Origin of the sequence: Rhodopirellula bahusiensis (assembly GCF_002727185.1) — a bacterium.
GTDB classification, from domain to species: domain Bacteria; phylum Planctomycetota; class Planctomycetia; order Pirellulales; family Pirellulaceae; genus Rhodopirellula; species Rhodopirellula bahusiensis.
Genome location: NZ_NIZW01000010.1, coordinates 54,320 through 79,127, shown reverse-complemented (window position 1 = coordinate 79,127; position 24,808 = coordinate 54,320). Strand labels below are relative to the sequence as shown.

Below are 24,808 nucleotides of genomic sequence, written 5' to 3'. Positions count from 1 at the left end.
GCGACTTTCGGAAGCGATTGCACTAGAATATTGGCTGCGATTCCGCGCCCGCCTGCCGCCTGCCTGATTCAGCCCACCATGCGTTTCCCCGATCTGTTCTCTTCGAGAGACGCTTCGCGCGCCGCCGCATTGCAGTGGATTGCGAGACAGGCGGTGGAAGGATTGACCGCGGGCCGGCACCGATCGCCGCACAAGGGTTCCAGCGTCGAGTTCAAAGAACACCGCCCCTACGTGCCGGGCGATGAACTGCGAAACATCGACTGGCGTGCTTTTGGAAAAAGCGATCGCCTCTACATTCGCGAATTCGAAGAGGAGACCAACCTCCGTTGCACTCTTCTGGTCGACCGCAGCGGAAGCATGAAATACGCGGGCAGCAGAGCGTTGCAGCTGGCCGACTCCAGCACATCGATTGGCAAACGCAAACAGGACTACGCAACCGCCGTCGCCGTCGCAATCGCCTACATGATGCTGTCCAGCCAAGACGCGGTTGGCTTGATGGCGTTTGACGATCGAATTGGCGAGTCGCTGCCACCACGAACAACGCCGTCGCACCTGCAATCGTTGCTCGCGATCTTGGCCGGCGATTCGGGCGGTGGCGAAACCGATCTCGGAACCGTCATCCGCCAAGCGATGCTGAAACTGCCACGACGTTCGCTCGTCGTGCTGATCTCTGATGGCCTCGGCGACCCGGAATCACTTGGCAAGGCACTCGCGTCTTTGCGTTCCCAGCGACAGGAAGTGGTGTTCCTGCAGATACTTGATCCAGACGAAGTTGATTTTCCATTTCATGACCGCATCGAATTTCGTGATTTGGAAAACACCGACCATCGCGAAATCATCGATTCGCGACAGATTCGTTCTCGCTACATGGAATCGCTCCAGCGGCACAACGCGACACTGGAAGCAGCCTGCCGTCGCAACCGGGTCGACCATGCGATGATCACAACCGATGTCCCCGTCGTCGACGCGCTCGCAAGGTTTGTGACGCTGCGACGCGGAGGTGGTGTCAGCGGCTCACTGAACCTTGCCAGATCCACCGCCAACGGGACCAAAATCAAAGAAGCTAGAACGGCTAAATCAACACCGAGTCCATCGCCGGAGGACGTTCCCACGCGATGAACTTCCTCAACCTTGGACTACTCGCAGGCGCCCTCGCGTTCGTCGTTCCCTTGGCAATCCATCTGCTGTTTCGAAGTCGATATCGATCCATGGACTGGGGAGCGATGTTCTTACTGCAGGACGTCGTTACGAAAAATCGTCGCCGCATGCAGTGGCACCAGTGGATTCTGCTGGCACTTCGGTGTGCGATTCCAATTTTGCTGGCGCTCGCGATGGCTCGCCCTCTGCTCTCTTCCGCTCGGGCTCTGCCCGGGTCCGAACCTCTGTCGTTGATTCTTTGTGTCGATGACAGTCGTTCGATGCAAGCAGCCGGCCGGCACGACCGAGTCTTGAAAGCAGCCAACGGGCTGATCGAAAACTTATCGCGCGGCGACGAAGTCATCATTCTTCGGACCAGCCAACTCGCCGCGCCCTTTCAACGATCTGCACCGCGTGACGCGTTGGCTGGGCTGTTCGAAGTTCGGTTTGGTGGGCCGCCTTCGGACTACACGAGCGCACTGGCGACTTGCATGGATGCCTGCAAAGAAGCCTCGCATCCGAATCGACGGATCGTCATCTGTGGCGACTTTCAATCCAACAGTTTGACGAGCGGAAACCGTTGGATCGATGCCGTCGAAGACGCGCAAGTTCGGCTCGACCGAATGACTCCGACTCCACGCGTGGACCTGCTCAACGTTTCGCAGTCCGACGACGTGCTCGACAATCTCGTTGTTGAATCGTTGCAGTCCAACGCTCCCGCAGTCCTGATAGACCGAGCGGTCACCTTCACCGCAAAAGTTCGCAACGATTCAGACCGTCCAATATCGAGACTGACTGGACGCTGGATCCACGACGGGCAAACGGTGCAAACAACAAACATCGACATTGAGCCACGAAGCACGTCGAGCATCTCATTCACGCACATGCCGGATTCTGCTGGCGATCACACATTGGCGTTTGCCGTCGAACACAGCGACGCGATTGCCGCCGACAACCGCCGACGGCTTGGGTTTCATGTCTCGCCGCAAATCCGCGTTTGGTTGGTCGATGGGGATCCGTCGAGCGAACCCTTGAAGAGCGAAACCGATTTTTTGCGATTGGCACTCAGCCCCTTCGCATTCGCGAGCGTGAACGAGAACTCACGGGCAAGCGAGAATCCTCGTTCGGACCTGGTCAGCAGCCGAGTGTTCACTGGATCGCGATGGCCCACCGAACTCCGGCAAGCAATGAATACCGACCGTCGTCCGGACGTGATCGTCTTTGCCAATGTCAAACAAGCCGGCTCTCGAAGCGACACAGACGACGAACTCATCGACCGGTTCCTTGGCCAAAATGGAAGGATCGTCTTCTTCGACGGGGATCAGGTGGATGCGGAATCATGGAACGACGTTTCTTGGTTGCCAGCGAAACTCGATCGACTGATCACCTCATCGGACGTCCAATCAGTCATCGAAAGCGAGGATACTGTTTCAGCCGAAGAACAAGAAAATCTCGGCTTCGCAATTGAACCACCTCGAGGCCGACAAACCGTTTGGGGATCGCTCCAGGACGCTGGCGATGGAATCTGGGAAGAGGTAAGAGTTGGAAGATACCGTCGGCTGGTGATGGAAGATTCGAGCGACGATCCCACCACTGTGTTGTTGCGAACGTCCGACCAAGCGGCGATTGCGATTCGACGGTCCAGTGTGATTCAGTTCGCGATCGGCTGCGACTCTGAATGGTCTACATTGCCTCTGCGCTCCGTCTACTTGCCCATGATGCAGCAATTGATTTTGGATCTAGTGAGCAACCAAGAATCGATGAACGTGGTCGCGGGACAGCCGATGCTTGTCCCCAAAACCGCTTTATCGTGGATTGTCACATCGCCCGATGAATCGACATCAACCTTGGAAGCCAAACCCGACTCGGAACCCGATGGTGTGGCTTCCGAACACAAAAGCAACGTGTTCAGCAACACACACTCGGTTGGTATCTACCGTTTCCGAGCGGATGAAGCAGCTCCACCAAACGACTCAGAATCCAAAACCGACTCAGCTGAAATTCTGCTTCGTGTCGCGGAAATCCCCGCATCCGAATCCGATCTGCGACCCTTGGAATCCAGCCAAATCGAAACTTTCGCGAATCGCCTGCAAGCTCGCTTGTTCAACACACCGGAAGACTTGGTCGAAGCAACGGCGACCGATCGATTTGGCCAAGAGATTTGGCGACCAATGATGTTCCTGGTCCTGATGGTTCTGATCACGGAACTGCTTTGGCAACAATTCGCCGGCCGTCCAAAATCAGCTGCCACCGTTTGGAAGATTCCCTTCGCTTCCGCCGGGAGTCGCCCATGATTCCCGGTTGGACTCCACCGATGCTCGCCAGCCTAAGGTTCTCGTGGGACCTGCCTGCCTGGGCAATTCTGGCGATTGCGATTGCCACCGGAATCGCCGCCGCTTGGTTGTACCTGCGAGAAACAAGACAACTCACCGGTTCGGCCGCTTGGGTTCTTCCTGCCCTCCGATCCACCGCGATCATCCTCACGATTCTGCTACTGGCAGGCCCCATTTGGCACCACCGACAAGTCATCGGACAACCCGCTCGACTGATCTTCGCGGTTGACCAATCGTTGAGCATGAGCGAACGCGATTCGTCCGATCAGCAATCGCCCGATCGGCTGCAACGCTCGGTCGAAAAGCTGTTTGGTAAAGGCAAGCAAGGCGGTTGGGTTGAAACTCTTCAATCGACTCATTTGATTGACGTGACGAGTTTCGACGCTGCAGCGCAGTCGCGTTGGAAGTCTTACGACCTCGACGATGATTCCCAGAACCCTTCTTCTGAAACCGTGCTGATCGAAGCAAACGGAACCACCACCAATCTGTCAGCGACCCTTCGTCCAATTTTGCCTTCTTCAGGCAACCTTACCTCGGCTGAATCGACGTCCAACTCCAACGACGAATCCGACGCAACCGCCTCTCCTATGGCCGTTGTTTTGATGACGGACGGTCGCGATTCGGCCGGAGTCGACGACGCATCGGACTTGGCCTGGCAACTTTCCCAATCGGGCTGGCAAGTCCATGCGATTGGCGTTGGCAGCGTCGACGAACCATCTGACATCGGAATCACCAACGTCTTGCATCCCGAACGCATCGCGTCGGACGGACGGCTGACCGGTACGATTGTCGCGAAGCACTTTGGAGTGATCAATGAATCGCTGCAAATTAACGTTCGCTCGGGTGAGAAAGTCGTCTGGTCGGAAACATTTGTGGCCACACAGGATGGACAAACGGAAATTGAGTTTGACCTTCCGATGGAACCTCTCACCAACCAACTTGCCGACAATGAAGTGAGGGGAGTCGATCGCGACAGTGTCGTCTTGCCATTCTCGGCATCCATCCGCAACACCGATCAGACCGGGCAAACAACCTTGGGTCAGCCCGGTAACGACCGTTGGGATTTCCGAATCGCAGCGGCCAGCCGAGATCGTCGACTGCTGATTTTGGATGGGTCGTCACGTTGGGAAACTCGCTACCTTCGCAACTTGCTCTCTCGAGATCCCGCGTGGCAAGTCGACACGGTTTTGTTCGGCCCCGGCACGGATTCGCCCGTGATCCGGCGAGGCAACGAAGACGGTGACGTCCCGGCGACCGCCGAAGATTGGAATCGTTACGACGCCATCGTGCTGGGCGAAGTCCCACCTGAACAATGGACGAATGTGGATTCCGATGGTTTGCGTGAGTTTGTTCGACGCGGAGGCGGGCTGATCATGCTCAACGGGCGTTACAATCGCCTTTCGCGGATCGAATCGCTAAATGAACTCTTGCCCGTCGACTTTGTGGATCCCGCCGTCACGTCCAACAACGACGACCTCCTTCAATACCAGCGGCAACAACCCGCGGTTCAATCCATCGGGCCAACGGCGACGGGACGCTCTCAGCCGGTCATGTTGCTCAGCACTGACATCGAATCGAATGAGCAGCTTTGGCGACGCATGCCAGTCCCTTCCGCAATTCCGGTGACAACAGCTCGCGCGGACGCTGAAGTTTGGGCAGACGCATTCGTGGAAACAACCGGCACATCGACGCCGACGGAATCACGAGTGCCTTGGATGGTCACCAGACTGTTCGGTGCCGGCCGAGTTTTCTACCTCGCGACGGACCAAACTTGGCGTTGGCGATACAAAATCGAAAGCCAGCTGCACGGTCGATTTTGGAATCAAATGCTGACTGCCGCCATGCAACCTCCCTACGCCGTGCGAGATGACTATGTTGCGATTGGCACCGACAGAATCGACTACGAATCAGGACAATCGGCGTTGATCCGTGTTCGACTGCTGAGCAACGAAAGACAACCTGGTGACAACCTGGGTATCGCCACATCCGCCACCGTCGATGCATTGTTGATTCGAGACGATCAAATCGTCGCCACCATCCCAATGAAACTCGACGATGCATCTCGGCAGACTTACTTGAGTCAAACCGAACCGCTATCGCCTGGTTCTTACCGCGTTCGAATTCGGGCGAGTGGCTATGACGCGTCGGCATTGAAGGCGACCGCACCCATTTGGGTCGAATCGACTCGCAAAGGTGAATTGGATCGTGTCGCAGTTGACGAAACGACTCTGCGAGAAATCGCCAGCGCCGGTGGCGGAAGCTATTTCCACGAGTCGTCTTCGGATGACGTCCTGAACAAGTTGATCCCGCTATCACGGGGCCAAATCATCGAAACGGACACTTTGATCTGGGAATCGTGGTGGCTATTTGTGGTCATTCTGGCACTCCTGGCAACGGAGTGGTGGATGCGTAAAAAGGTGGGGTTGGTATGAGCGAAGTGCCGTACGGATTGACGAGCGAACTGCCCTCAACGAATCACCATGCCCCCAGCGAACTGCTGCCCGCTACTCGCGGTGCGCTACGCGCGTTCGCAAGGCGACGTGCCACGCTACAGTTTTGTCGCGGAATCGCGGTAGGCGTGACCATGTTGATCGCCGGGATGATTCTTCTGGCATTGATCGACCATTTCATGCGTCCAACAACCTTACCACGGATCGTCCTCAGCATCCTCGCGTACGCTTTCGCCGGATGGATGGCGTATCGCAACGGCATCAAGTCCGCATTCCGAAGTTCGCAGTCGGAAGTCGCGAGCAGTTTCGAAACGGCCCAAACCAAACTTCGGGGCCAAGTTCTCTCGGCAGTCGAACTCAGCGAAGTCGAACATCTGAACGGTTCACCTGACTTTCGACGGAAGCTACAAACGCACGTCGCCAATCAGATGGGCGGAATCGAAGTCCGTCGTTTGCTGCCATGGAAACTGATCCAACAAACATTGCTGGTGCTGTTTTCTTTGTTAATCATCATCGCGGCGTTGGGTTTGATCCCGACACTGGAATTGCCACGTCGATTCGCCCGCGTTCTGCTCCCAATCGCACCGATTCAACGCGCCTCGCTGACCAAAATCCACTTGATCCAACCCGATCCGCCATCAGGGATGGTCGCCGAAGGGGATCTCGTCGGAGTGATGGTTGAGGTGGATCGATTGGGCCGATCGGAAGTCTGGCTAGAAATTCGCGATGAACTTGGTTCCGAACGCCAGCGAATGGTCCGACGGTCAGCCGAAGACGTTGAACCTAGCGTGTCTGCCGACGCCAGCCTTCCGACCTACTCCGCAAATTTGCCGGTTCAGCAAACTCCGATGGACTATCGCATTTTGGCCGGAGATGCGGAGACACTTTGGTACACGTTGACTCCCCAACCGCGACCGCGAGCGACTTCTTTTCTCAAAGAGTATCAGTACCCGACGCATCTGAAATTGCCAAACGAAACGGTCACCGACGAACACGGTGACCTCGCTGCTTTCGTGGGAACGAAAGTCACAATGAGAGTGGTGTTCGACCAACCAGTTCGCGATGCTGAGATGTTGTTCTCGTCTCGTGGTTCCGGTTTGGCATTGTCCGCTGTTTCGACCGACAGTCACCAGTTCGAAATCACGGTCCCGATCTCAACTCCGGGGAGTTACCGCCTGGACGCGATCGGATCGGGCACCGGCCTGAACAATCCGTTTTCGCCACGTTACACCATTGATCCGGTGATCGACCGCAATCCGATTGCAATGTGGGATGAGTCAACGCAACGTCGGCAAATCGTGTCCCCCGCCGCCGTTTTGTCGTTGACCGGACACCTCGAAGACGATGTCCCGATGGACCACGTCATCCAGCAAATTTTGCTCGAAGGCGAAGGCGTGACTGAAATCAAAACGGAACTGGACACGCCTAGCCGAATCGCCGAGGTGAATCTCAAGTGGGATTTGGCACGATTCGATGGTCGCGAGAAACCCGATGTCACGCTTCCATCTGGCAGTCGACTGAAGACGCGTCTGATCGCGGTGGATCGATCCGGGCATCGCGGTCAATCCAACTGGATCGACGTCTTCATTGCACAGTCAGACTTTGATCCTGACCGGCACCACGACCTCTTTGAAACCCGAGAGCTAACTCGCCGAATCACAACCTGGTTTGAAGAACTGAACCTGATTGGTGAAGGCATTCAAACCAGCATGAAAGAAGCGATCGATTCGCCGGAGACCAAATCGTTTCTGCTCGAGCCGGAACTTGCGGATCAGTTCCAAAGACTTCGCTCCGAGTGGGAGTTGATTTCCGGATTTGGCGGCGAGGAAGACTCGGGCACACCGAATGAAGAATCACAGATCTCAATTCATAAACGACTTTCCTTGCTGAGCGACCCGGTCATGGTTGACCAGTGGTCGCAATTGGATTCGGCGGCAAACTATGCTCTCGAGCAAACGACGCTGCACTACCAAGCCTGGCAACGAATCGGCGAACAGCTACCAACCAAGGAACTCGCCTCACAGCGCAAACGACTCGCTGGCTCATACGTAGGCAACCTGCGATCCCTCACTCAACTGACTTCACGCTCGATCGATTTCTCCCAAGCGACTCTCGCAGTTGAATTGGCTCGCGGACTATCGAAGGACTTGCAGACCATCCAAACAAGCGCCGCGATGCTTGGCGACGCGAATTCGAATATCCCCATCGTCAGACTGCCTGGCCAAAGCGAACTCCTGAAACAGCAACTGCTTCAAATCAGTCAGTTGCTGAAGTCATTGGACTCGGACCTCCCCCAGGAGGTAAACAAACTTCACGAGCGAATTCATCGATTCGTTGATGACCGAACTCAAAGCATCTCCGATGCACTCGAAAAGCTTCGCACCTCTCAAGATGGCAATTCAGAAAGGCCTTTCCGAAACACCATCAAACAATTCGCAAAAGACATTCAGGCACTGCGTGTGCACAGTCTGGTCAGCGGGAACGTTTTCAATCAAATCGCTTCGTCAACCAAAGAGTTCACTGCCGAACCCATCGGCTGGTCCGGGCCATTGCGAACGCTGAACCGCACCGGAAAACAATGGACCGATCAGCAACGAAAGACGGTGTCGCTATCTGAACGAGGCAATTCAAACGACTTGACTGAATCAAAGGCGATTCAGCAAGTTCACGCCGAGTACTTTCTGGAGCTTCGTGCAACAATCCTGCGACGACTTGGGCGGATCGAACAAGTTGAAGAAGCAAGAACGGATTCGCAGGTGATCACCAGCGCGGATCTCGATCTGATTGTCCGCACGCTGGATGCGATCACGGCGGAAGGATTCATCTCGCCAGAGAATTCGGATCTCGATTCGGTTGCTTTCTTCGACAAAGTATCAAAGGCAGTCATGACACTGGAATCGGGCAACAAGCTGCATCGCGCTGCTCGACAACTGCAGTATGTTGCTGACCGCGAACGCTACCCAATCGACTGGACCGATTCAGTCATCCAACAACCACTTCGCCTGAAGTACATTCAGGTCGCCAACGAAATCCCGATGGCACAGATCCGGCACCTCGGCTTGGACTCAGAGACTGGACAACAACTCCAAGAAACTCGTTGGAACCACGACGCCAACCAAGCTCGCGAGCGAATGGATCACCGACTCTGGTCCAACGAGCCAATCGTCTCTGCCGCGATCCCGCTCGAAACGATCCTGAAAACTTATCAATCGAGCTGGGCTGCGATTGATCCTCTAATGGAAGAGGCTCGCGAATTTCTTCGGGGCCTGACAGCTAGTTTGGCAGACCAAGCTCGTCAGGCAGCCGAGGAAGCGAAGCAACAAAGCGATTCAATCGAAGAGGATCAGGCCAAACGCCCAAACTCACCCGCGGAAGTCGCGAATGATGCCGAATCGAAGTTTGAGGCGTTGAAGGACCAAGTGGGCGAAATTGCCGAGCAACTGGCAGACCGAGCAAACAACGCCGACTACTCCGACGCCGACGAAGCGCAGGCTGCTCGCGATGCGGACCGAGCCATCGCTGCCATCGAAAAACAAACCGAACAAGTCGCCAGCCAGCTTCGCGAAAACGAGCCTGAAAAAGCAACACAATCACTCGACGATCTTTCAGAAACCCTCGAAGCGATCGCCGATCACTTTGATGCAGTCGACTCGGGCGAAGATGCGTCCGAGACTCGAGAAACACTGAACGAGTTTTCGCCCAACTCCGATTCCAACTCGCCGACGGACGACCAGTTTGGCGCTGCGGAGTCGGTCGCGAAAGCAAACCAGATGACTCCAGAGCAGTTGCTCGAACAGCTCGAAAAAAAGTTGCCAACTGACGAGCCGATGCAAGATTCCTTGCAAGAGATCACGGATCAAACCGTTCGCGCTGCCGAGCAGATGGTTCGCGAAGCCGCCAATGAAGAAACGGCATTGCGTCGCAATTTGGAACGATCTGATTCAGAGTTTTCCGAACGGAAACGAGTCGCTCGAAATGAATTGCGTTCGCTTTCTGCTCGAGCCAACGCGGTACGAGATCACTTGCTGACGATGGCGGATCAAGCCAGCAATTGGTCCAACGAAACTTCGACCCAGCGAGAAATCCAACAAATTCGCGATCAGCTTCTAAAGGCAACTCAAAAGACCAACGATGTCCAGAACGACAATGCCCTGTTGGATGAACTGCAGGCGGCGAATGAGTCACTTCGTGAAGCGGTCAAAGAGGCGGCAAACCAGACTTCTGCCATCAATGACAAAGCGAATGAATCTCAGAAGAACGCTTTGCACAACAACGAACAGTCGAGAACCAAAGCGGCTCGGCAATTGGAATCGATGCAGCGTCGCGGAAAGAACAGCTACCTACAGTCACTGCAACGAGAAAACCAACAATGGAGCCGCAACGTCGACGAGGCGGGCCGCCGGATTCAGCAGGCTCAGAACCAGGAACGCAACGCCCAAAAGAGTTTGGACCGAGCTCAGGAACAGCAGAAAAAGCATCCGGGCGAAGAGTGGGCTGCGAAGGAAGTGACGAACAAACAAGCTCAAGTCAAAGAAGCACAATCGGCTGCCGACGCTGCGAAGCAAACTCGCGACTTGGCACGCAAATCTGAATCCCAGGCCAACCAGAGATACGAAGACGCTCGCAATCGAGCGGTCGCAAACTTGGACGCAGCCAACCCCGCCGCTGAACTGCTTTCGCGAGTCACTCAGCAGGCCACCGAAGAACTACGAGACCTGTCCAAGTCGCTCGACGCCAATCAAAAATCGCTCGCGATCGAGGATTCGCTGAAGTCACCAGAATCGTCCAATGAGCAATTCGCAAACCAACAGAGTCGCTTGCAGCGATCCGTCGCGATGGCATCGGAGGAGCTTCGACGAGCGGCACGACACGAAGAGCGACTTGGTAACAAAACGGCAGCCGCGAACTTGGACGAAATCGCAAACGACATTGAATCGGTCAACGAACAACCGATGAGCACCGCCCAAGAATCACTGCAATCTGGTCAAACCCAACAGGCGAATCAACGGCTCGCCGATGCAGCCGCTCAGCTGCAAGAAAATGCCGATGCACTCGCGAAGCAGAGTGCGAATGATTCTGCTGGCGACAACCAAACGGGCAGTGATTCCAAGGACGGACCATCTTCGCCGCAAAGTGAAAAGCTCGCCAAAACGCTCGATGAGTTGGACCGAGCGCTCCATTCGCCGCCTCCCGAATCGCAAGACATCGAAGCTCAATCAGACGAATCAGAATCTTCGCAATCACAACAAAACTCCGAAAGCCAGCCATCGGACCAGTCCTCGGAAGGTTCATCTGGGCAATCACCATCGGACGGATCTCCGAGCCAAGCTTCCGACCAATCGGGTTCGCCGGATGGTTCGAGCCAGCAACAAACGTCCGGCCAAGCCTCTTCGACATTGGCCGAGGCCGCTCAACAAGCCATCCGCAATCTTGCACAGCAAAGACAGCGACAACTGCAACAGATTGCTCAAGCGGGTGAGCCATCCCAACCATCCGACCAAGAGTCAGCACAACAGAGCAGTTCTGAAGCAAACAACCCCGCAAACGGCGAAGGGCAGAACCGCGAAAATTCGTTGATTGACGCGAGCGATTGGAACATCGCTGACGGCGACTGGGGAGCACTTCGTGAGCGGCAAACCGACGAAGTCGTTCAGGACCGCAAAGTTCGTATCCCAATGACGTATCGCAAAGCGGTCCAGGCTTACTTTGAAGCTGTCTCAGCCGAAGCGGCAAAGTCCACCTCATCCCAGCAACGATCGGACAGGTGAACTCCATGAGTGATTTCGAACGAAATATGATCCACCGAAGAACCTGGCTCCACCACGCGATGGCTGGCACAGGAATCGCTGTTGCAAGCTTGTTCGGTTCAACGCCGAGACCATTCGGGCAACTCGCTTTCGCCGACGAAGACCTGACGGATCTCTATGTTGACGATTCCATTGATCGATCCGTGAACCAGGGCGTCCAGTTCCTGCTTCGACTTCAGAAGGACGATGGCTCGATCGCCGATCGCGGCACCGCTACCGCGATGACATCGCTGGTGATCATGGCATTGGCGTCGGTTGGAACGATTCCGGAACCGAGCACTCCCGAAGGGCGAGCGATGAGTCGCGCGATTGAATTCGTGCTGCAGCCTCGCAACCAAACCAAGGGTTACTTTGGACATCACGATGGATCGCGGATGTACGGGCACGGCATCACGACGTTGATGCTGACCGAGATCCTGGGGATGGGTGCGACCATCGACCAAAATACTCGAATTCACAGCGCGCTGGTCCAGGCCATCCAAGTCATCTTGAAGTCGCAATCCGTTCGCAAGCCACAACGCCTACAAGGTGGATGGCGATACAAACCTGATTCCAGGGATTCGGATTTGTCTGTGTCGGTTTGGCAAGTCATGGCGTTGCGATCCGCAAAGAATGATGGCCTGGACGTTCCAGCAGAAGCCATCGATTTCGCGGTGGAATACTTGCAAGAATCTTACACTTCACCCCTGGATGAAAACGGGCAACCTCGTGAGCAGGTTGGTGGCTTTGCTTACACCCCAGGGACGCACCATCCCGCTTTTACGATGACCTCGGCAGGATTGCTGGCCATGCAAACTTGCGGCCAGTACGACTCGCCTTTGGTGGCTGGATCCGCCGCGTGGTTGCTCGAACACCCTCCGCGAACGAACGAGCGATTCTTCTTTTACGGCATGTACTACTACGCTCAGGGCATGCACCAAGTTGGTGGTGAGGCAGCGACGACGGCGGCAAAGATTGTCCCAGAACTGTTGCTGAGATTGCAGGCCGACAACGGATCATGGGTCAGCCATCAGGGCGAAGAACGAAACGTGGGCGTCGCCTACGCGACCTCATTGGCCATCCTCAGCCTCAGCGTTCGCTACCACTATTTGCCGATCTACCAGCGATAGACAAACGCCACGCTGAAGCGTTTTCCCCGCAAATCGCCGGGTGATTTTGATTCGCCAGGCCCCGGCCGATCAAATTGGATTGACAATCGAAACAGACGCAGGAATACTACCCGCAACGTTGCGTGGTGCCGGTGATCCAAAGCTTGGGTCGCTGGGAACAGGGAACTTCGGTGAGATTCCGAGACGGCCCGGCCGCTGTATCCGATGCGAAGTTGTTGATTTAGCAACTTCCAAGCAAACATTCCTCTTGTGCCATTGTCATTGATCGGAATTTTCCGTGACGGACGAGAAGGCGAATGCTTGCGAGATTGCATCGGGAGTCAGAAGACCTACCACGAAACGGACGCTATGTGATCTTCTTGGGCGAGATCGGTGTCGAGGCGAAATTTTGTTTCGTTTGGCTGTTTCGTAGAATCCCAGTTCGAATCTTGCAGGCAATTCCCGCGCGGGTACTCCCCGACCGTTGGCGTCTGCATCGAATCGACACGATTGCTTCACATGGTCCCGTCCGCTCGTTCACATCGCCGCCGCTATCGCTGCGTTTCCACCCAAGGCTTTACCTTGGTCGAACTGCTGGTTGTGATCGCCGTCATCGGCGTTTTGGTTGGCTTGCTATTGCCCGCGGTTCAAGCGGCTCGTGAAGCGATGCGTCGAGCAAGCTGCCAAAACAACTTGCACCAAATTGGTTTGGCCCTGCACAACTACCATGCTGCCCACAACAAGTTCCCACCGGGTGCCATTGAGGTGCGGCCTCAGTTTCCAAACGGAAAGCAGTTCGCATGGTCCGCCTTTGTGCTTCCTTTCATGGAACAGTCAGGGCTGAATGAACAGATCGATTTTGGACTGCCGTTCGATGCGTTGGACAACGAACCGGCTGCGGCGACCGTGTTGCCAGCCTACCTCTGTCCCAGCACGCCTCGATCAGGCGGATTGATGCAGGGCCGAGGAGCCTCGGACTACGGCGGAATCTACGGTCAGCGCATCACAGGCCGCAACGATCCGCCGAACGGAATGATGCTTCACGACCGAGCCCTCGCGATGCGAGACGTATTGGACGGAAGCTCTCACACCGTGATGGTCTCGGAAGACGCCGCCTTTCCCGATGGGCAATGGATCAACGGACGCAATTTGTTCGACCAGGCGTTCCCGATCAACCAAGCACCCACTTTTGAAAATGACATGCGTAGCTTTCACGTCGGTGGCGTGATGATCCTCCGCGCGGACAGTTCGGTCTCTTTTCTGACAGAGCAACTCGATCTGCAAATCCTGGCGGCGCTTTGCACGCGAGCCGGACATGATGACGCCACCCTGTAATACATCTTTGAATCAAATCTCACCGGATCTGCCGTGAACCCTTTTAAATCAAGCCGTTTCGCTCGTCGTCACCAATTGCATTTGGCCATCGAGAATCTCGAATCGCGTCAACTCCTTGCTGCCGGACCTTATGCTCCTGCGGCAGGTGAAGTGGGCTCGACCGCGATTGACCGGGAGTCGCCCGCCATCGTGGGATGGGCCTCTGGCGTGGCGGAATACAATGCGGGCGCCGAAGTCGACGCTGCTTGGCAGGACGCTTCCGAAGCCCTCGGTCCCGCCGAAGGACTATCGGGCAGCATCGTTTCGCTAGGTCGTTCCGGGACGCTGACGCTGACTTTCGACGAACCCATCCGAGACGGACTGGGATTCGACTTTGCCGTGTTTGAAAATTCGTTCTCGGACATGTTTCTCGAACTGGGCTACGTCGAAGTCTCTTCTGACGGTGTGAACTTCGTCCGCTTTGAAAGTGATTCTCTTACGGACTCTTCTGTTGGCGCTTTTGGTTCGGTTGACCCTACCAATCTGGACAACCTCGCGGGCAAGTATCGCGGCGGATTCGGCACGCCGTTCGACCTGCAAGAACTTCGCGGGAGTGCCGGACTGGATGTCACCGCCATCACGCACGTTCGGCTGGTCGATATTGTCGGTGACGGCACATCGCTCGACGGACAAGGCGATCCGATCTATGACCCAACTCCCACGGTTGGCAGTGCCGGATTGGATGTCGATGGCGTCGCCGTGCTCCACGCGAAAGAGACGGGCGCGGCCATCATTGACTTCGAAACGCTAGGATCCGAATTGGGCGGCGCAAGCTTCTCCAACCAAGCCCCCGAGGGTTTCAGCGAAGACGAAATCACCCTGAACAACGATTACAACGCGTTGTATGGAAGCTGGCAGGGCTGGTCCGTTTCACAAGCCACTGACACCACCACCGCTGGATTCTCGAATCAGTACAGTGCCTTCGCGGGAGAAGGCCGAGAAGGGTCGGACACTTTCGCGGTCGGTTTCTACTCCGAATACGCCGAACCCGAAGACCGCCCGACGATCAAACTTGATCCCGAGGTCGGTTCCCAGTTCGATTCGCTATGGATCACCAACACGACCTACGCTGCTCTTTCGATGACCGACGGTGACCAATTCGCCAAACAATTTGGCGGTGACAACGGCACCGACCCTGATTTCTTCGAAGTCGACATCCATGGGCTCGACGCAGCAGGCGATTCGATTGGAATCGTGACTGTTGCTCTGGCAGACTTTCGATTCGAAAACTCCGCTGACGATTTCATCGTGGACGAATGGGTCCGAGTTGACTTGTCATCGCTGCAGGATGCTGAGGCCCTGCAGTTCCAAGTTCGCTCATCCGATATTGGCGACTTTGGGATCAACACGCCGACCTACTTTGCGGTCGATGATGTGGTCGTGCGTCGTCCACAGGTCGCCTTTGATCTGGAAGACGCGAATTTACTCGAGCCCGAATCAATGACGGGCCGCGTCTCTCGACCGGCGTTGAACAACAGTTCGCCGATGACCGTTTCGATCGCGAATTCGGACAGCTCGCTGGTGAGCCTTCCGACTCAAGTCACAATTGCGGCGGGCGCAGACTACGCCGAATTCACGGTCTCGACCTTCAACGATGAATTGGCCGGACCGGACGAACAAGTCAGCCTGACCGCGACTGCTGACCTGCAAGCACCTCGAATTCGTCCGTTGAACATACTCGACGACGATGCGACGGGACTCACGTTCTCCAGTGATTCGATCCAGCAAACGGAAGGCGAGTCCGCCACCACGCTGACGCTTCGCCGCAACGATGTCGACGTATCCGCCTCGCTTGTGGTCACAATTTCCGCAACTCCCGATTCGCGGCTGAACTTCCCAACATCGGTGACTTTTCCGGCGGGCCAACGAGAGGTCTCCGTCGCGTTATCAATCACCAACGACGAGAAGTTTTCTCCGACTCAGTCCACTGAGTTGACGGCGACGGCAGATGGTCACGCTGGAACGACTGTCGTTGTGGAACTTGTCGACGATGACTTGCGAGCATTGTCCGCGACCGGTCCATCAGCTGCTTTGAACGAGGCCACTCCAGCTCAGACGGTGACCGCAATCATTCGTCGCAATGATGCATCTTTGGACGAACCACTCACCGTCTCTCTAACCAATCCAAATCCCGAATTGTTGACGATGCCATCGTCAGTCACGATTGCGACCGGATTTGATTCTTCCGAAGTGACAATTGGAGTCATCGACAACGAACTGATCAATGTTGGCAGCACATTCACGATCGTGGCATCCAGCGTGAACGCAGTGAATACCGATTTCGATGTCGCGGTGGTCGACGACGAAGAACCAGCCATTGAATTGGCGTTGCTCGATTCAGATGGCAACTCGCTCGACGCGGTGACCGAAGGGCAGTCCGTGCGATTGTCTGTCAGTCGACCAGCAGCGAACTCGGAGGATTCAATCACTGTGACACTCGGACAGTCGCTCGGTGATCGTGTGGATGGACCGACGGAAGTCATCATCCCAGCTGGCGCTTCGTCCGCTGAGGTGACTTGGACCGTGGTATCGGATCAGAATCTCACGGGCAGCCTGGACTGGGTTATCGAAGCCAGCACTCCAGGCTTCGAAACCGCACGACTGGAAAGGGTCGTGTTGGATTCAGATTCGGCAAACCTCACGCTGACTGGCCCCACAGAGCCACTTCTGGAATCCGACGCCAAATCCGTTGGCGACTTCGAATCGCTCGGACGCGCATTGACACTGGACGAGTTTGACAACAACGCTGGACCGTCCGGCGTGTTCGTCGATGGTGAACTTACGTTTGGCAACTCATTCAGCAACGCGTTTGGTTTTGACAGCTGGTCCGGATTCTCAATCAGTCGCGGTTCAGACACATCGACGCCGGGCTTCTTCAACCAATACTCCGCGATCCCTGGCGAAGGCGCTCGCGAGTCAAACACCTACGCCATCGGGTTCAACGGAGCCGACGCGGTCATCCGGCGGCCCGCGGACTCCCGCCCGTTTGAATCCATCGCAGTCACCAACACGACTTACGCTGCACTTTCGATGCTGAACGGAGACGCTTTCGCCAAGCAGTTTGGCGGTGCGTCCGGTGATGATCCGGACACGTTTGTCTTGACAATCGTTGGACGAAACGCCAATGGCGAGTCCATCGGAGAAGTGGACTTTCACCTCGCCGATTTCCGAGCCGACGACAATTCGCTCGACTACATCGTTGACGAGTGGACAACGATCGACCTGACCTCCATCGGCGAGGCAACGGAACTGCATTTTGAACTTGCCTCGACCGACGTCGGCCAGTTCGGGATGAACACGCCAGGCTACTTCGCGATCGATGATGTGCAGCTGGCTGCTCCTAGCGAAGGCCTGCCCGAACTGACCATCCATCGCCAAACACTCGATGACAGCGAATCGTTGGAGGTGAGCCTCTCATCCGATCGAACGGACGTCCTGGTGCCCGCTTCCATCATGATTCCCGCTGGTCAGGACAGCGTGACTGTTCCGATCCAGTTGATCAACGATTTGACGGCCGAAGGAGAACACGCCGTTCAAATCACTGCGTCAGCGAATGGATTTGATCCGCAAACCATTTCATTGACGATCAAGGACGATGACTCGCCAACCTTGACGGTCGCTCATGCTTCGAACGGCTTATTGAATGAGTCACGAAGCATCATCGTCGACGTCGAGGACGCCGGCGTGAACCTTGATGCGGAATCATTCGACAATGGGTCGAACCTCTCCGGCAAAATTGAGGCGGGTCCACTTGAGTTCCCAAACACCTACAACGAACAGTTTGATTTCTGGAGTGGCTGGGCAGCGTCCAATGTGACCGACGTGATGACGGCCGGCTATTCGAACCAGTACGCCGCGTATTCCAACCTGGGTGCGGCTCGACCCGGTGGTGGTGAATCATCGGACACATTCTTGATTGGTACCGGCAGCGGTGCTTCGGCCCCAACCGTTTCGCTGCCTGAAACAATGGCCGACGCACGGTTCGAATCCATTGCCGTGACGAACAACACCTACGCCGCCTTGTCGATGCAGCAAGGCGATGCATTCGCAAAGCAATTCGGTGGAGAATCCGGCGACGACCCGGATTACTTCTTGTTGACCATTGTCGGTTTGGACTCATCCGGCGAGACCCTTGGCACCATCGACTTCTACCTCGCGGACTATCGCTTCGAAGACAATTCGCTGGACTACATCGTCGATGAATGGACCACGATCGACCTGACTTCGCTGGACGGAGCATCTCAGCTGCGATTCGACCTGTCATCATCGGACGTCGGTGACTTTGGAATGAACACGCCCGCCTACTTTGCGGCGGACAACATCATTTTGGATCAGGTGACCGTCGAGCCGACATCGGTCGTGATCCACCGCAATGAAGCCGATCTGACTTCGCCTCTTCCGATCTCATTCGAGTCGGACGATCCCCGATTCTCGATGAACACTCCCATCGAAATTCCCGCAGGAGCAGATTCCATCCGTGTTCCAGTGTCGATCTTGAATGATCGAACGGTCAACTCGGATGGCAATGCAATCTGGACTTTCTCCGCGGACGGCTACAGCCCCAGCGACGTAGCAGTATCCATCCAAGATGACGAAACTCCTGGAATCGAAGTCGTTCGACTGCAAGACTCTCCGGAAGTCACCGAGGGCGAAACGGCTGATCTCTATGAAGTCCGCTTGACCGAGCGTCCCGAGTCGGACGTGACGATTTCGATCGAGGCGATGATTGATTCCGTCAACGCTTCCGAACAGCTCTCTCTCAACGCGACAACCTTGACATTCACGCCAGACAACTGGAGCGAACCGCAAACGATCTCTGTGTCAGCCAACATGGATTTCGCGTCTGAGTCCAACCAAACAGTTCGCCTTTCACTCGAAGTCGCAGGCGAACTCAGTGATCCCGGTTACCAAACGGCCGCTGCCGAACAAGAGTCGTTCACACTCATCGACTATCAGCCGTCTGACCTAACCCTCGCGGTGGAAGAGAACGAACTCGTCTTGCGAGACAACCGTGACAACACCGTTTGGAAGTCGCGTGAACTAGACGAAGCGTTTGAGGTCACCTTCGATGGCCAACAGCAAACGCTCGCGATAGGTTCAATCGTAGATGCAACGAATTTGGTGACCATCGACATGGGTGGCGGCGACGATCAAGTCGTGCTCGACACGACCTGGTTCACATCAATCGATGGCGGGGAAGGATTTGACAGATTGATCCTTCAGCCATCGGACAGTATCGCGGAAGAAAGCGGATCGCAACGCATCGACTTGGCCACTTGGTTGCAAAATCGCGTGGTTGGTTTTGAGGAGTTTGTTTTGGGTGCGTCCTCCGCCGACCAGCCGCTGACCTATCAGTTGGATTCCGCTCGACTGAACGCATTGCTTGGATCCAACGCTCCGACAATCAGCAGCATCGGAAGTCAGAACCTGCAACTCACCGGCAGTTGGCAACTCGGCGTTCCCATTGTCGCGGACGGATTGGTTCGGCAACGCTTGGTGGCGGACTCGATTGAAGTTCACGTGGTCACCAGCACTCCTTGGCAAAACGCGATCCGCAGCGAGGATGTCAACGCGAATGGCGAGGTAACCGCTCTCGATGCGTTGACGGTCATCAACCGACTTAATTCTGGCGAGCCCGATGAGCTATCGACTCCGAGTGATCCCAATGAGTTGATCGGCCGATTCTATGATGTCTCCGGTGATGGACGCGTGTCAGCGTTGGATGCATTGAAGGTGATCAACTACCTCAATGGCGACACAGCGTCAGGAGAACAAATCAGCGATCCACGGATCACTTCGCTATCACCAACCGACACACAGTTCACAGCCCCAGTAAACGCTGGTTCGACCGAGACGAGCGACTCTAGCCGACGACAGGAAGCTTTCGCATCCATCGGCGATCTCACCGAGCCGACTGAACTTGCCCCACACCACTCGATCGCCGGATCCTCGCAAGCCGAACTTTCCGCGAATCGGATCGATCAATTGTGGAGTGAAACCGGTCGCGAGTTGGATGGTGAATCGTCATCATTCGAGGTCGATGACTTGCTCGACAATCTCACGTTGTTAGGTGATCGAGCATGACCCGGCCGATTGATACGCCGCAATCACCCTGCATCGGGGTTTGCCAAGTGAATCAACAACAATTGTGCGTCGGATGTTTCCGAACTTTGGGCGAGATCGGCCGATGGTCGATTGCATCTCCCGCAGAAAAACGTTCCATTCTTGGGTTGGTACGCCAGCGGCGGGCCGCCCAAGCTCCCCCAGTTCAAACAGTGCCTAGCGAACCCGAATCGTGAAGCCGCGTCACCCGACGGGCTCGGCCTGTTCGCCCCACCCATTTCCGTACCTTTGAATTTCCTGATTGAGTGTTCCTGTGAATCCAAATAGCAACCTGCAACGTCTTGCAATCGTCTTGGCCATGATCGGCGTCGCCGTCGCATCTCGCCTGCTTCCGCACCCACCCAACTTCACCCCTTTGGCAGCAATGTGCTTGTTCGCCGGTGCAGTGACAGTCTCGCCACGAATCATGGCCGCGGCTGTGATCATCGCGATGCTGGTCAGCGATGCGGTGCTCGGATTCCACTCGCTGATGCCCGTTGTCTACGGTTGCCTCTTGGCGAACGTTTTCATCGGTCGCAAGTTGTTGGGTGCCAATGCCAACGCGTTCAAGATCGTCGCTGGTTCGCTGATTGGTAGCGTTCTGTTTTTCCTGGTCACCAACTTGGGCGTTTGGTTCGTCGCCTACCCGTCAACTTTGACCGGACTGACGGCATGCTTCACCGCTGCCATCCCATTCTTCCAGTACACCCTGGCCGGCGATTTGCTTTACACCGGATTGTTCTTCGGCGTCTACGCTTTGGCAGCAAACAGCGTTGGAGCAGTGCGAGGAAAACTTCAACTAGCTACTGTTCCTGCACGAGTTGGCGAATAGTCTCGTCCAGTCTGGAAACTCCGCCGAACTGGAAACCAAGCGATTCCAGTTTGGCTGATGACATGTCACGACCAGGTGACTTGGCATCGCCGGTTAGCTTCGCTTCGACATTGGTGATCGCCATGACTCGCTTCGCGACATCGTGCTCCGAGAAAAAACGATCGCAGCAGTTGTAGGTCTCTCCCGCGATCGCGTCTCTCGTCATGAGCAAAGTCGAAATCGCGGCGGCAACATCCGCAACATGCACAACTTTTCCGCCGCCGTCGGCTCGGACGGATTCGCCATGAGCCACCGACTGAATCAGCTCGTACCATTTGGAGCTCTGAACTGGGGTCTCGACTCCGTAGATCGAGACGGGTCGTAACGTCGCCGCGTTGATTCGACCGGAACTGCCGTAGGCGTGGATCATGGTTTCCATCGACGCTTTGCAGGCCCCGTACAGCGAGCCAGGACGTAGCGGATGCTGTTCATCCAACGGAATACGGTCGACGACGTTCTGATGAACCGCTCCCGACGAGACAAAAACAAAACGATCCACGGAGTGGGTGCACGCCATTTCCAGCAGCGCGATCGAACCCATCAAATTGGTCCGGATGTATTCGAGAGGATGCTCGGGGACATCCATGAAGCTGTCGCCTTCGCGAGCTAACGCAGTGTGAACCACGGCATCACAGCCCGTTACCAACCGCTCAATTGAGTCCTGATCATCCAGGTCGCCACGGACCCAAACCACGCCCTCCAGTTCAGGGGGATCGTTGCGCCGAGTCCATCCTCGAATGAAATGGCCGTTCTGCAACAGATTGGAAACAACGTGTTGACCGACAAAACCGGTCGCGCCGGTGACTGCGACGAGCATGCAAAAACCTCGAAATGCAAAAATGAACCCACTTAGAAGCCGTTAGCGTGAACACAGGGCACGCAAAACGCTTTTTGACTAGTTGACTTTCGAAAGGATCGTTAGAACGTGGGCTTCCGCCTGATACGTTTATCCATTGAAAGCTGTCCTTTGTCTTCCACCGCATCCCCTTCTCAAGACACCGGCATCGATACCTCGAACAACACCGCTGTTCGTGATGAGATCCGAAACGTCGTCATTATTGCTCACGTCGACCACGGGAAAACCACGCTGGTTGATTGTTTGCTTCGGCAAAGTGGCCAGTACCGCGACGCCGAGCTCAAAGGCGAACGGATCTTGGATTCGAACGACATCGAAAAAGAACGCGGAATCACCATTCTGTCGAAGAACATCGCGGTCCACTACCGCGGCGTGAAAATCAATTTGATCGACACCCCGGGTCACGCCGATTTCGGTGGCGAAGTCGAACGTGTTGTCCGGATGGCCGATGGTGCATTGGTGCTGGTCGATGCCGCGGAAGGCCCGATGCCGCAGACTCGATTTGTGCTGGAGAAAGCACTGCAAGCCGGTGTAAAGCCGATCGTTGTGGTGAACAAGGTCGACCGTCCTGATGGTCGTCCACCCGAAGCTCTCGACGAGGCACTCGAGCTACTTGCCGATCTGGGCGGAGAAGAACAACTCGACAGTGCCGCATACGTTTTTGCCAGTGCCAAAGAAGGCTACGCGACTGACGATCCAGCCAAACCCACCGAAGACATGCGTCCTCTGTTGGACTTGTTGGTTGACCATTTGCCCGGGCCGACCGTCGACACCAAATCCGACTTTCAGATGATGGTCACGACCTTGGATTGGAGCGAGTACGTTGGCCGGATCGCCGTCGGCCGCGTCAACGCGGGAACGATCCAGACTGGCCAAGCGGTGGACGTCCACACGATTGATTCCTCAGGAAATCCAATCGTTCGAAAGATCAAAGCATCGGGTCTTTACGTCTTCGATAAGCTAGGCCGAGTCCCCGCCGAATCCGCTGGAGCAGGCGACCTCATTGCACTCGAAGGTCTTGATGACGTCGAAATTGGTGACACGATCACCGCGCCGGAAACCGGCAAAGCTCTACCAAGACTGAAAGTCGATGAACCGACATTGGAAATGGTCTTCAGCGTCAACTCATCGCCTCTTGCAGGCCGTGAAGGCAAGTACGTGACGACGCGTCAGATCAAAGCTCGCTTGGAAAAGGAACTCGAACGAAACGTCGCACTTCGTGTTTCGATGATCGAAGGCACCGAAGCGTATGCGGTCGCCGGACGTGGTGTGCTTCACCTCGCTGTTTTGATTGAAACGATGCGTCGCGAAGGTTACGAACTGAGTGTCGGAAAACCTCGCGTGGTCTTCAAAGAAATTGATGGCAAAAAACACGAGCCTTTCGAAACTCTACGCGTGGAAGTCCCAACCGAAGTGATGGGGCCGGTCATGGAACTAGTCGGTCTGCGACGCGGACAACTGGAAGAAATGAAACAGCGTGGCGACTACAGCCTGCTTCGTTTCATCGTTCCCTCGCGTGGCCTGATCGGATTGCGAACCCGCTTGCTCAACGCCACTCGCGGAACCGCCATCATTCACCACCGATTTGAAAGCTATCGCGTCGTAGAAGGTGATGTGCCTCGACGTGCCAATGGCGTGTTGATCTCGATGGTCGGCGGCAAGACGATGCCATTCGCTTTGTTCGCCTTGCAAGATCGAGCCGAGCTGTTCGTTCCACCGAGCACAGAAGTTTACGAAGGCATGATCGTCGGCGAAAATGCTCGCGAAAATGACATGACTGTGAACCCCTGCCGTGAGAAGAAGCTTACGAACATGCGTGCCAGCGGCAGTGACGAAAACGTCATCCTGAAGCCACCACGCGATATGTCTCTCGAAGCCGCCCTCGAATACATCGAGGACGACGAATTGGTCGAGGTGACTCCCGAATCAATTCGCCTGCGTAAGATTCTTCTGAAGGAATCCGATCGTCGTCGCCAAGGACGCAACGGTTGATCCCGATCGATGCAGTTGCTTCTGATTCGCCACGCGGAAAGCGAGAACAACGCAAAACCGGTTCACAACCGGGTCTGCGATCCGAGCATCACGGCGCGGGGTCGACTGCAAGCTGACTGCCTGGGCAAGTGGATTTCTGGTCTGGCGATTGATCAATTGATCACCAGCCCGTTCCTTCGCACGCTCGAAACCACTCGATCGATTCTTCAACACGCACACACCGCACCTCGACGTTACCCGATCTCGGTGTGGCATGACGTTTTTGAGAATGGTGGCTGTTACCACGGCCACCATGAAAAGAACTTCACTGGTGCTGATGGGCTGGGCAAAACCGCGATCCACACTTTCTTTCGAGACATCGCCGCTCAGTTCCCCGATCACGAACCGCCTCCGGTGAAACTGGATTCTGAAATCGAGGAGTCCGGGTGGTGGAGCGGCAGAGATCGCGAGTCACCCGAAGAAATGAGCGAGCGTTCTCGAGGTGTGGTCGAACGGTTTGAAAGAACGTTCACCCAACAGCCCGGTGATGAGATGCTCGGCACCCGCGATGGTCCTGTTGTCGTCCTGGTCGCTCACGCTGATTTCCTGCGAGAAATGCTTTTTCATATGTTGTTCGGGCGAGTGGCGATGGACTCGATCGGCCCGATCCCAAATACGTCAGTCACGTCCCTACAATGGTCAACGATGGGCTGGAAGTTGACGTCCCTCAACAGTGTCACGCATCTGCCTCCGAGACTCGTCACGGGTCATCAAGCGATGCTTTCTTAAACCTTTGCTTTTCCGAGTTTGAAGCAGACC

General features: G+C 55.7%; 12 protein-coding genes and 1 riboswitch. Of the genes, 11 read left to right on the top strand and 1 reads right to left on the bottom strand.

Annotated elements, in window-relative coordinates:
* Positions 1–78: 78 nt before the first annotated feature.
* The 9 genes from CEE69_RS14280 (at position 79) to CEE69_RS14240 (ending at position 21,123) form a co-directional block, all read left to right on the top strand.
* Positions 79–1,119 (top strand): DUF58 domain-containing protein, encoded by a 1,041-nt coding sequence (locus tag CEE69_RS14280; RefSeq protein WP_233215228.1) that lies wholly within the window; start codon positions 79–81, stop codon positions 1,117–1,119.
* A complete protein-coding gene (locus CEE69_RS14275) occupies positions 1,116–3,431 on the top strand; it encodes a BatA domain-containing protein (RefSeq protein ID WP_099261310.1) in 2,316 nt (771 codons plus the stop codon). Before CEE69_RS14280 ends, CEE69_RS14275 begins: the two co-directional genes overlap by 4 nt.
* Complete coding sequence (locus CEE69_RS14270) at positions 3,428–5,902, top strand: hypothetical protein (RefSeq protein WP_099261309.1); 2,475 nt, start codon at positions 3,428–3,430, stop codon at positions 5,900–5,902. The genes CEE69_RS14275 and CEE69_RS14270 overlap by 4 nt, the downstream gene beginning before the upstream one ends.
* Positions 5,899–11,688, top strand: a complete 5,790-nt coding sequence (locus CEE69_RS14265; protein WP_099261308.1) for a peptidase — start codon at positions 5,899–5,901, stop codon at positions 11,686–11,688. The genes CEE69_RS14270 and CEE69_RS14265 overlap by 4 nt, the downstream gene beginning before the upstream one ends.
* Positions 11,689–11,714: 26 nt before the next feature.
* Positions 11,715–12,836 (top strand): prenyltransferase/squalene oxidase repeat-containing protein, encoded by a 1,122-nt coding sequence (locus CEE69_RS14260; RefSeq protein ID WP_233215227.1) that lies wholly within the window; start codon positions 11,715–11,717, stop codon positions 12,834–12,836.
* Positions 12,837–12,942: 106 nt separating this feature from the next.
* A riboswitch (cobalamin riboswitch) is annotated at positions 12,943–13,187 on the top strand.
* Positions 13,188–13,334: 147 nt separating this feature from the next.
* Positions 13,335–14,150 carry a DUF1559 domain-containing protein gene (locus CEE69_RS14255; RefSeq protein WP_099261306.1) on the top strand — a complete coding sequence of 272 codons (816 nt, stop codon included), beginning with the start codon at positions 13,335–13,337 and terminating at the stop codon, positions 14,148–14,150.
* 33 nt (positions 14,151–14,183) lie between these two features.
* Positions 14,184–20,273, top strand: coding sequence for a DUF4465 domain-containing protein (locus tag CEE69_RS14250; protein WP_099261305.1), 6,090 nt, complete (start codon positions 14,184–14,186; stop codon positions 20,271–20,273).
* Complete coding sequence (locus tag CEE69_RS14245; protein WP_099261304.1) at positions 20,270–20,488, top strand: DUF1289 domain-containing protein; 219 nt, start codon at positions 20,270–20,272, stop codon at positions 20,486–20,488. Before CEE69_RS14250 ends, CEE69_RS14245 begins: the two co-directional genes overlap by 4 nt.
* 77 nt (positions 20,489–20,565) lie before the next feature.
* Positions 20,566–21,123, top strand: a complete 558-nt coding sequence (locus CEE69_RS14240) for a DUF6580 family putative transport protein (RefSeq protein ID WP_099261303.1) — start codon at positions 20,566–20,568, stop codon at positions 21,121–21,123.
* On the opposite strand, the gene CEE69_RS14235 is transcribed toward CEE69_RS14240, so the two are convergent.
* A complete protein-coding gene (locus CEE69_RS14235; protein ID WP_233215226.1) occupies positions 21,095–21,979 on the bottom strand; it encodes an NAD-dependent epimerase/dehydratase family protein in 885 nt (294 codons plus the stop codon). The two genes, CEE69_RS14240 and CEE69_RS14235, sit on opposite strands and share 29 nt — an antisense overlap.
* 150 nt (positions 21,980–22,129) lie before the next feature.
* On the opposite strand from CEE69_RS14235, the gene typA reads away from it, so the two are divergent.
* Together typA and CEE69_RS14225 are read left to right on the top strand one after the other, a co-directional pair.
* Complete coding sequence (gene typA, locus CEE69_RS14230; protein WP_099261302.1) at positions 22,130–24,010, top strand: translational GTPase TypA; 1,881 nt, start codon at positions 22,130–22,132, stop codon at positions 24,008–24,010.
* A gap of 9 nt (positions 24,011–24,019) precedes the next feature.
* Positions 24,020–24,778, top strand: a complete 759-nt coding sequence (locus CEE69_RS14225; protein ID WP_099261301.1) for a histidine phosphatase family protein — start codon at positions 24,020–24,022, stop codon at positions 24,776–24,778.
* The last annotated feature ends 30 nt before the right edge of the window (positions 24,779–24,808 follow it).

Coding starts and splice junctions, on each gene's coding strand:
- CEE69_RS14280 (WP_233215228.1), top strand. CDS start 79: ATGCGTTTCCCCGATCTGTTCTCTTCGAGAGACGCTTCGCGCGCCGCC.
- CEE69_RS14275 (WP_099261310.1), top strand. CDS start 1,116: ATGAACTTCCTCAACCTTGGACTACTCGCAGGCGCCCTCGCGTTCGTC.
- CEE69_RS14270 (WP_099261309.1), top strand. CDS start 3,428: ATGATTCCCGGTTGGACTCCACCGATGCTCGCCAGCCTAAGGTTCTCG.
- CEE69_RS14265 (WP_099261308.1), top strand. CDS start 5,899: ATGAGCGAAGTGCCGTACGGATTGACGAGCGAACTGCCCTCAACGAAT.
- CEE69_RS14260 (WP_233215227.1), top strand. CDS start 11,715: ATGATCCACCGAAGAACCTGGCTCCACCACGCGATGGCTGGCACAGGA.
- CEE69_RS14255 (WP_099261306.1), top strand. CDS start 13,335: ATGGTCCCGTCCGCTCGTTCACATCGCCGCCGCTATCGCTGCGTTTCC.
- CEE69_RS14245 (WP_099261304.1), top strand. CDS start 20,270: ATGACCCGGCCGATTGATACGCCGCAATCACCCTGCATCGGGGTTTGC.
- CEE69_RS14235 (WP_233215226.1), bottom strand. CDS start 21,979: ATGCTCGTCGCAGTCACCGGCGCGACCGGTTTTGTCGGTCAACACGTT.
- CEE69_RS14225 (WP_099261301.1), top strand. CDS start 24,020: ATGCAGTTGCTTCTGATTCGCCACGCGGAAAGCGAGAACAACGCAAAA.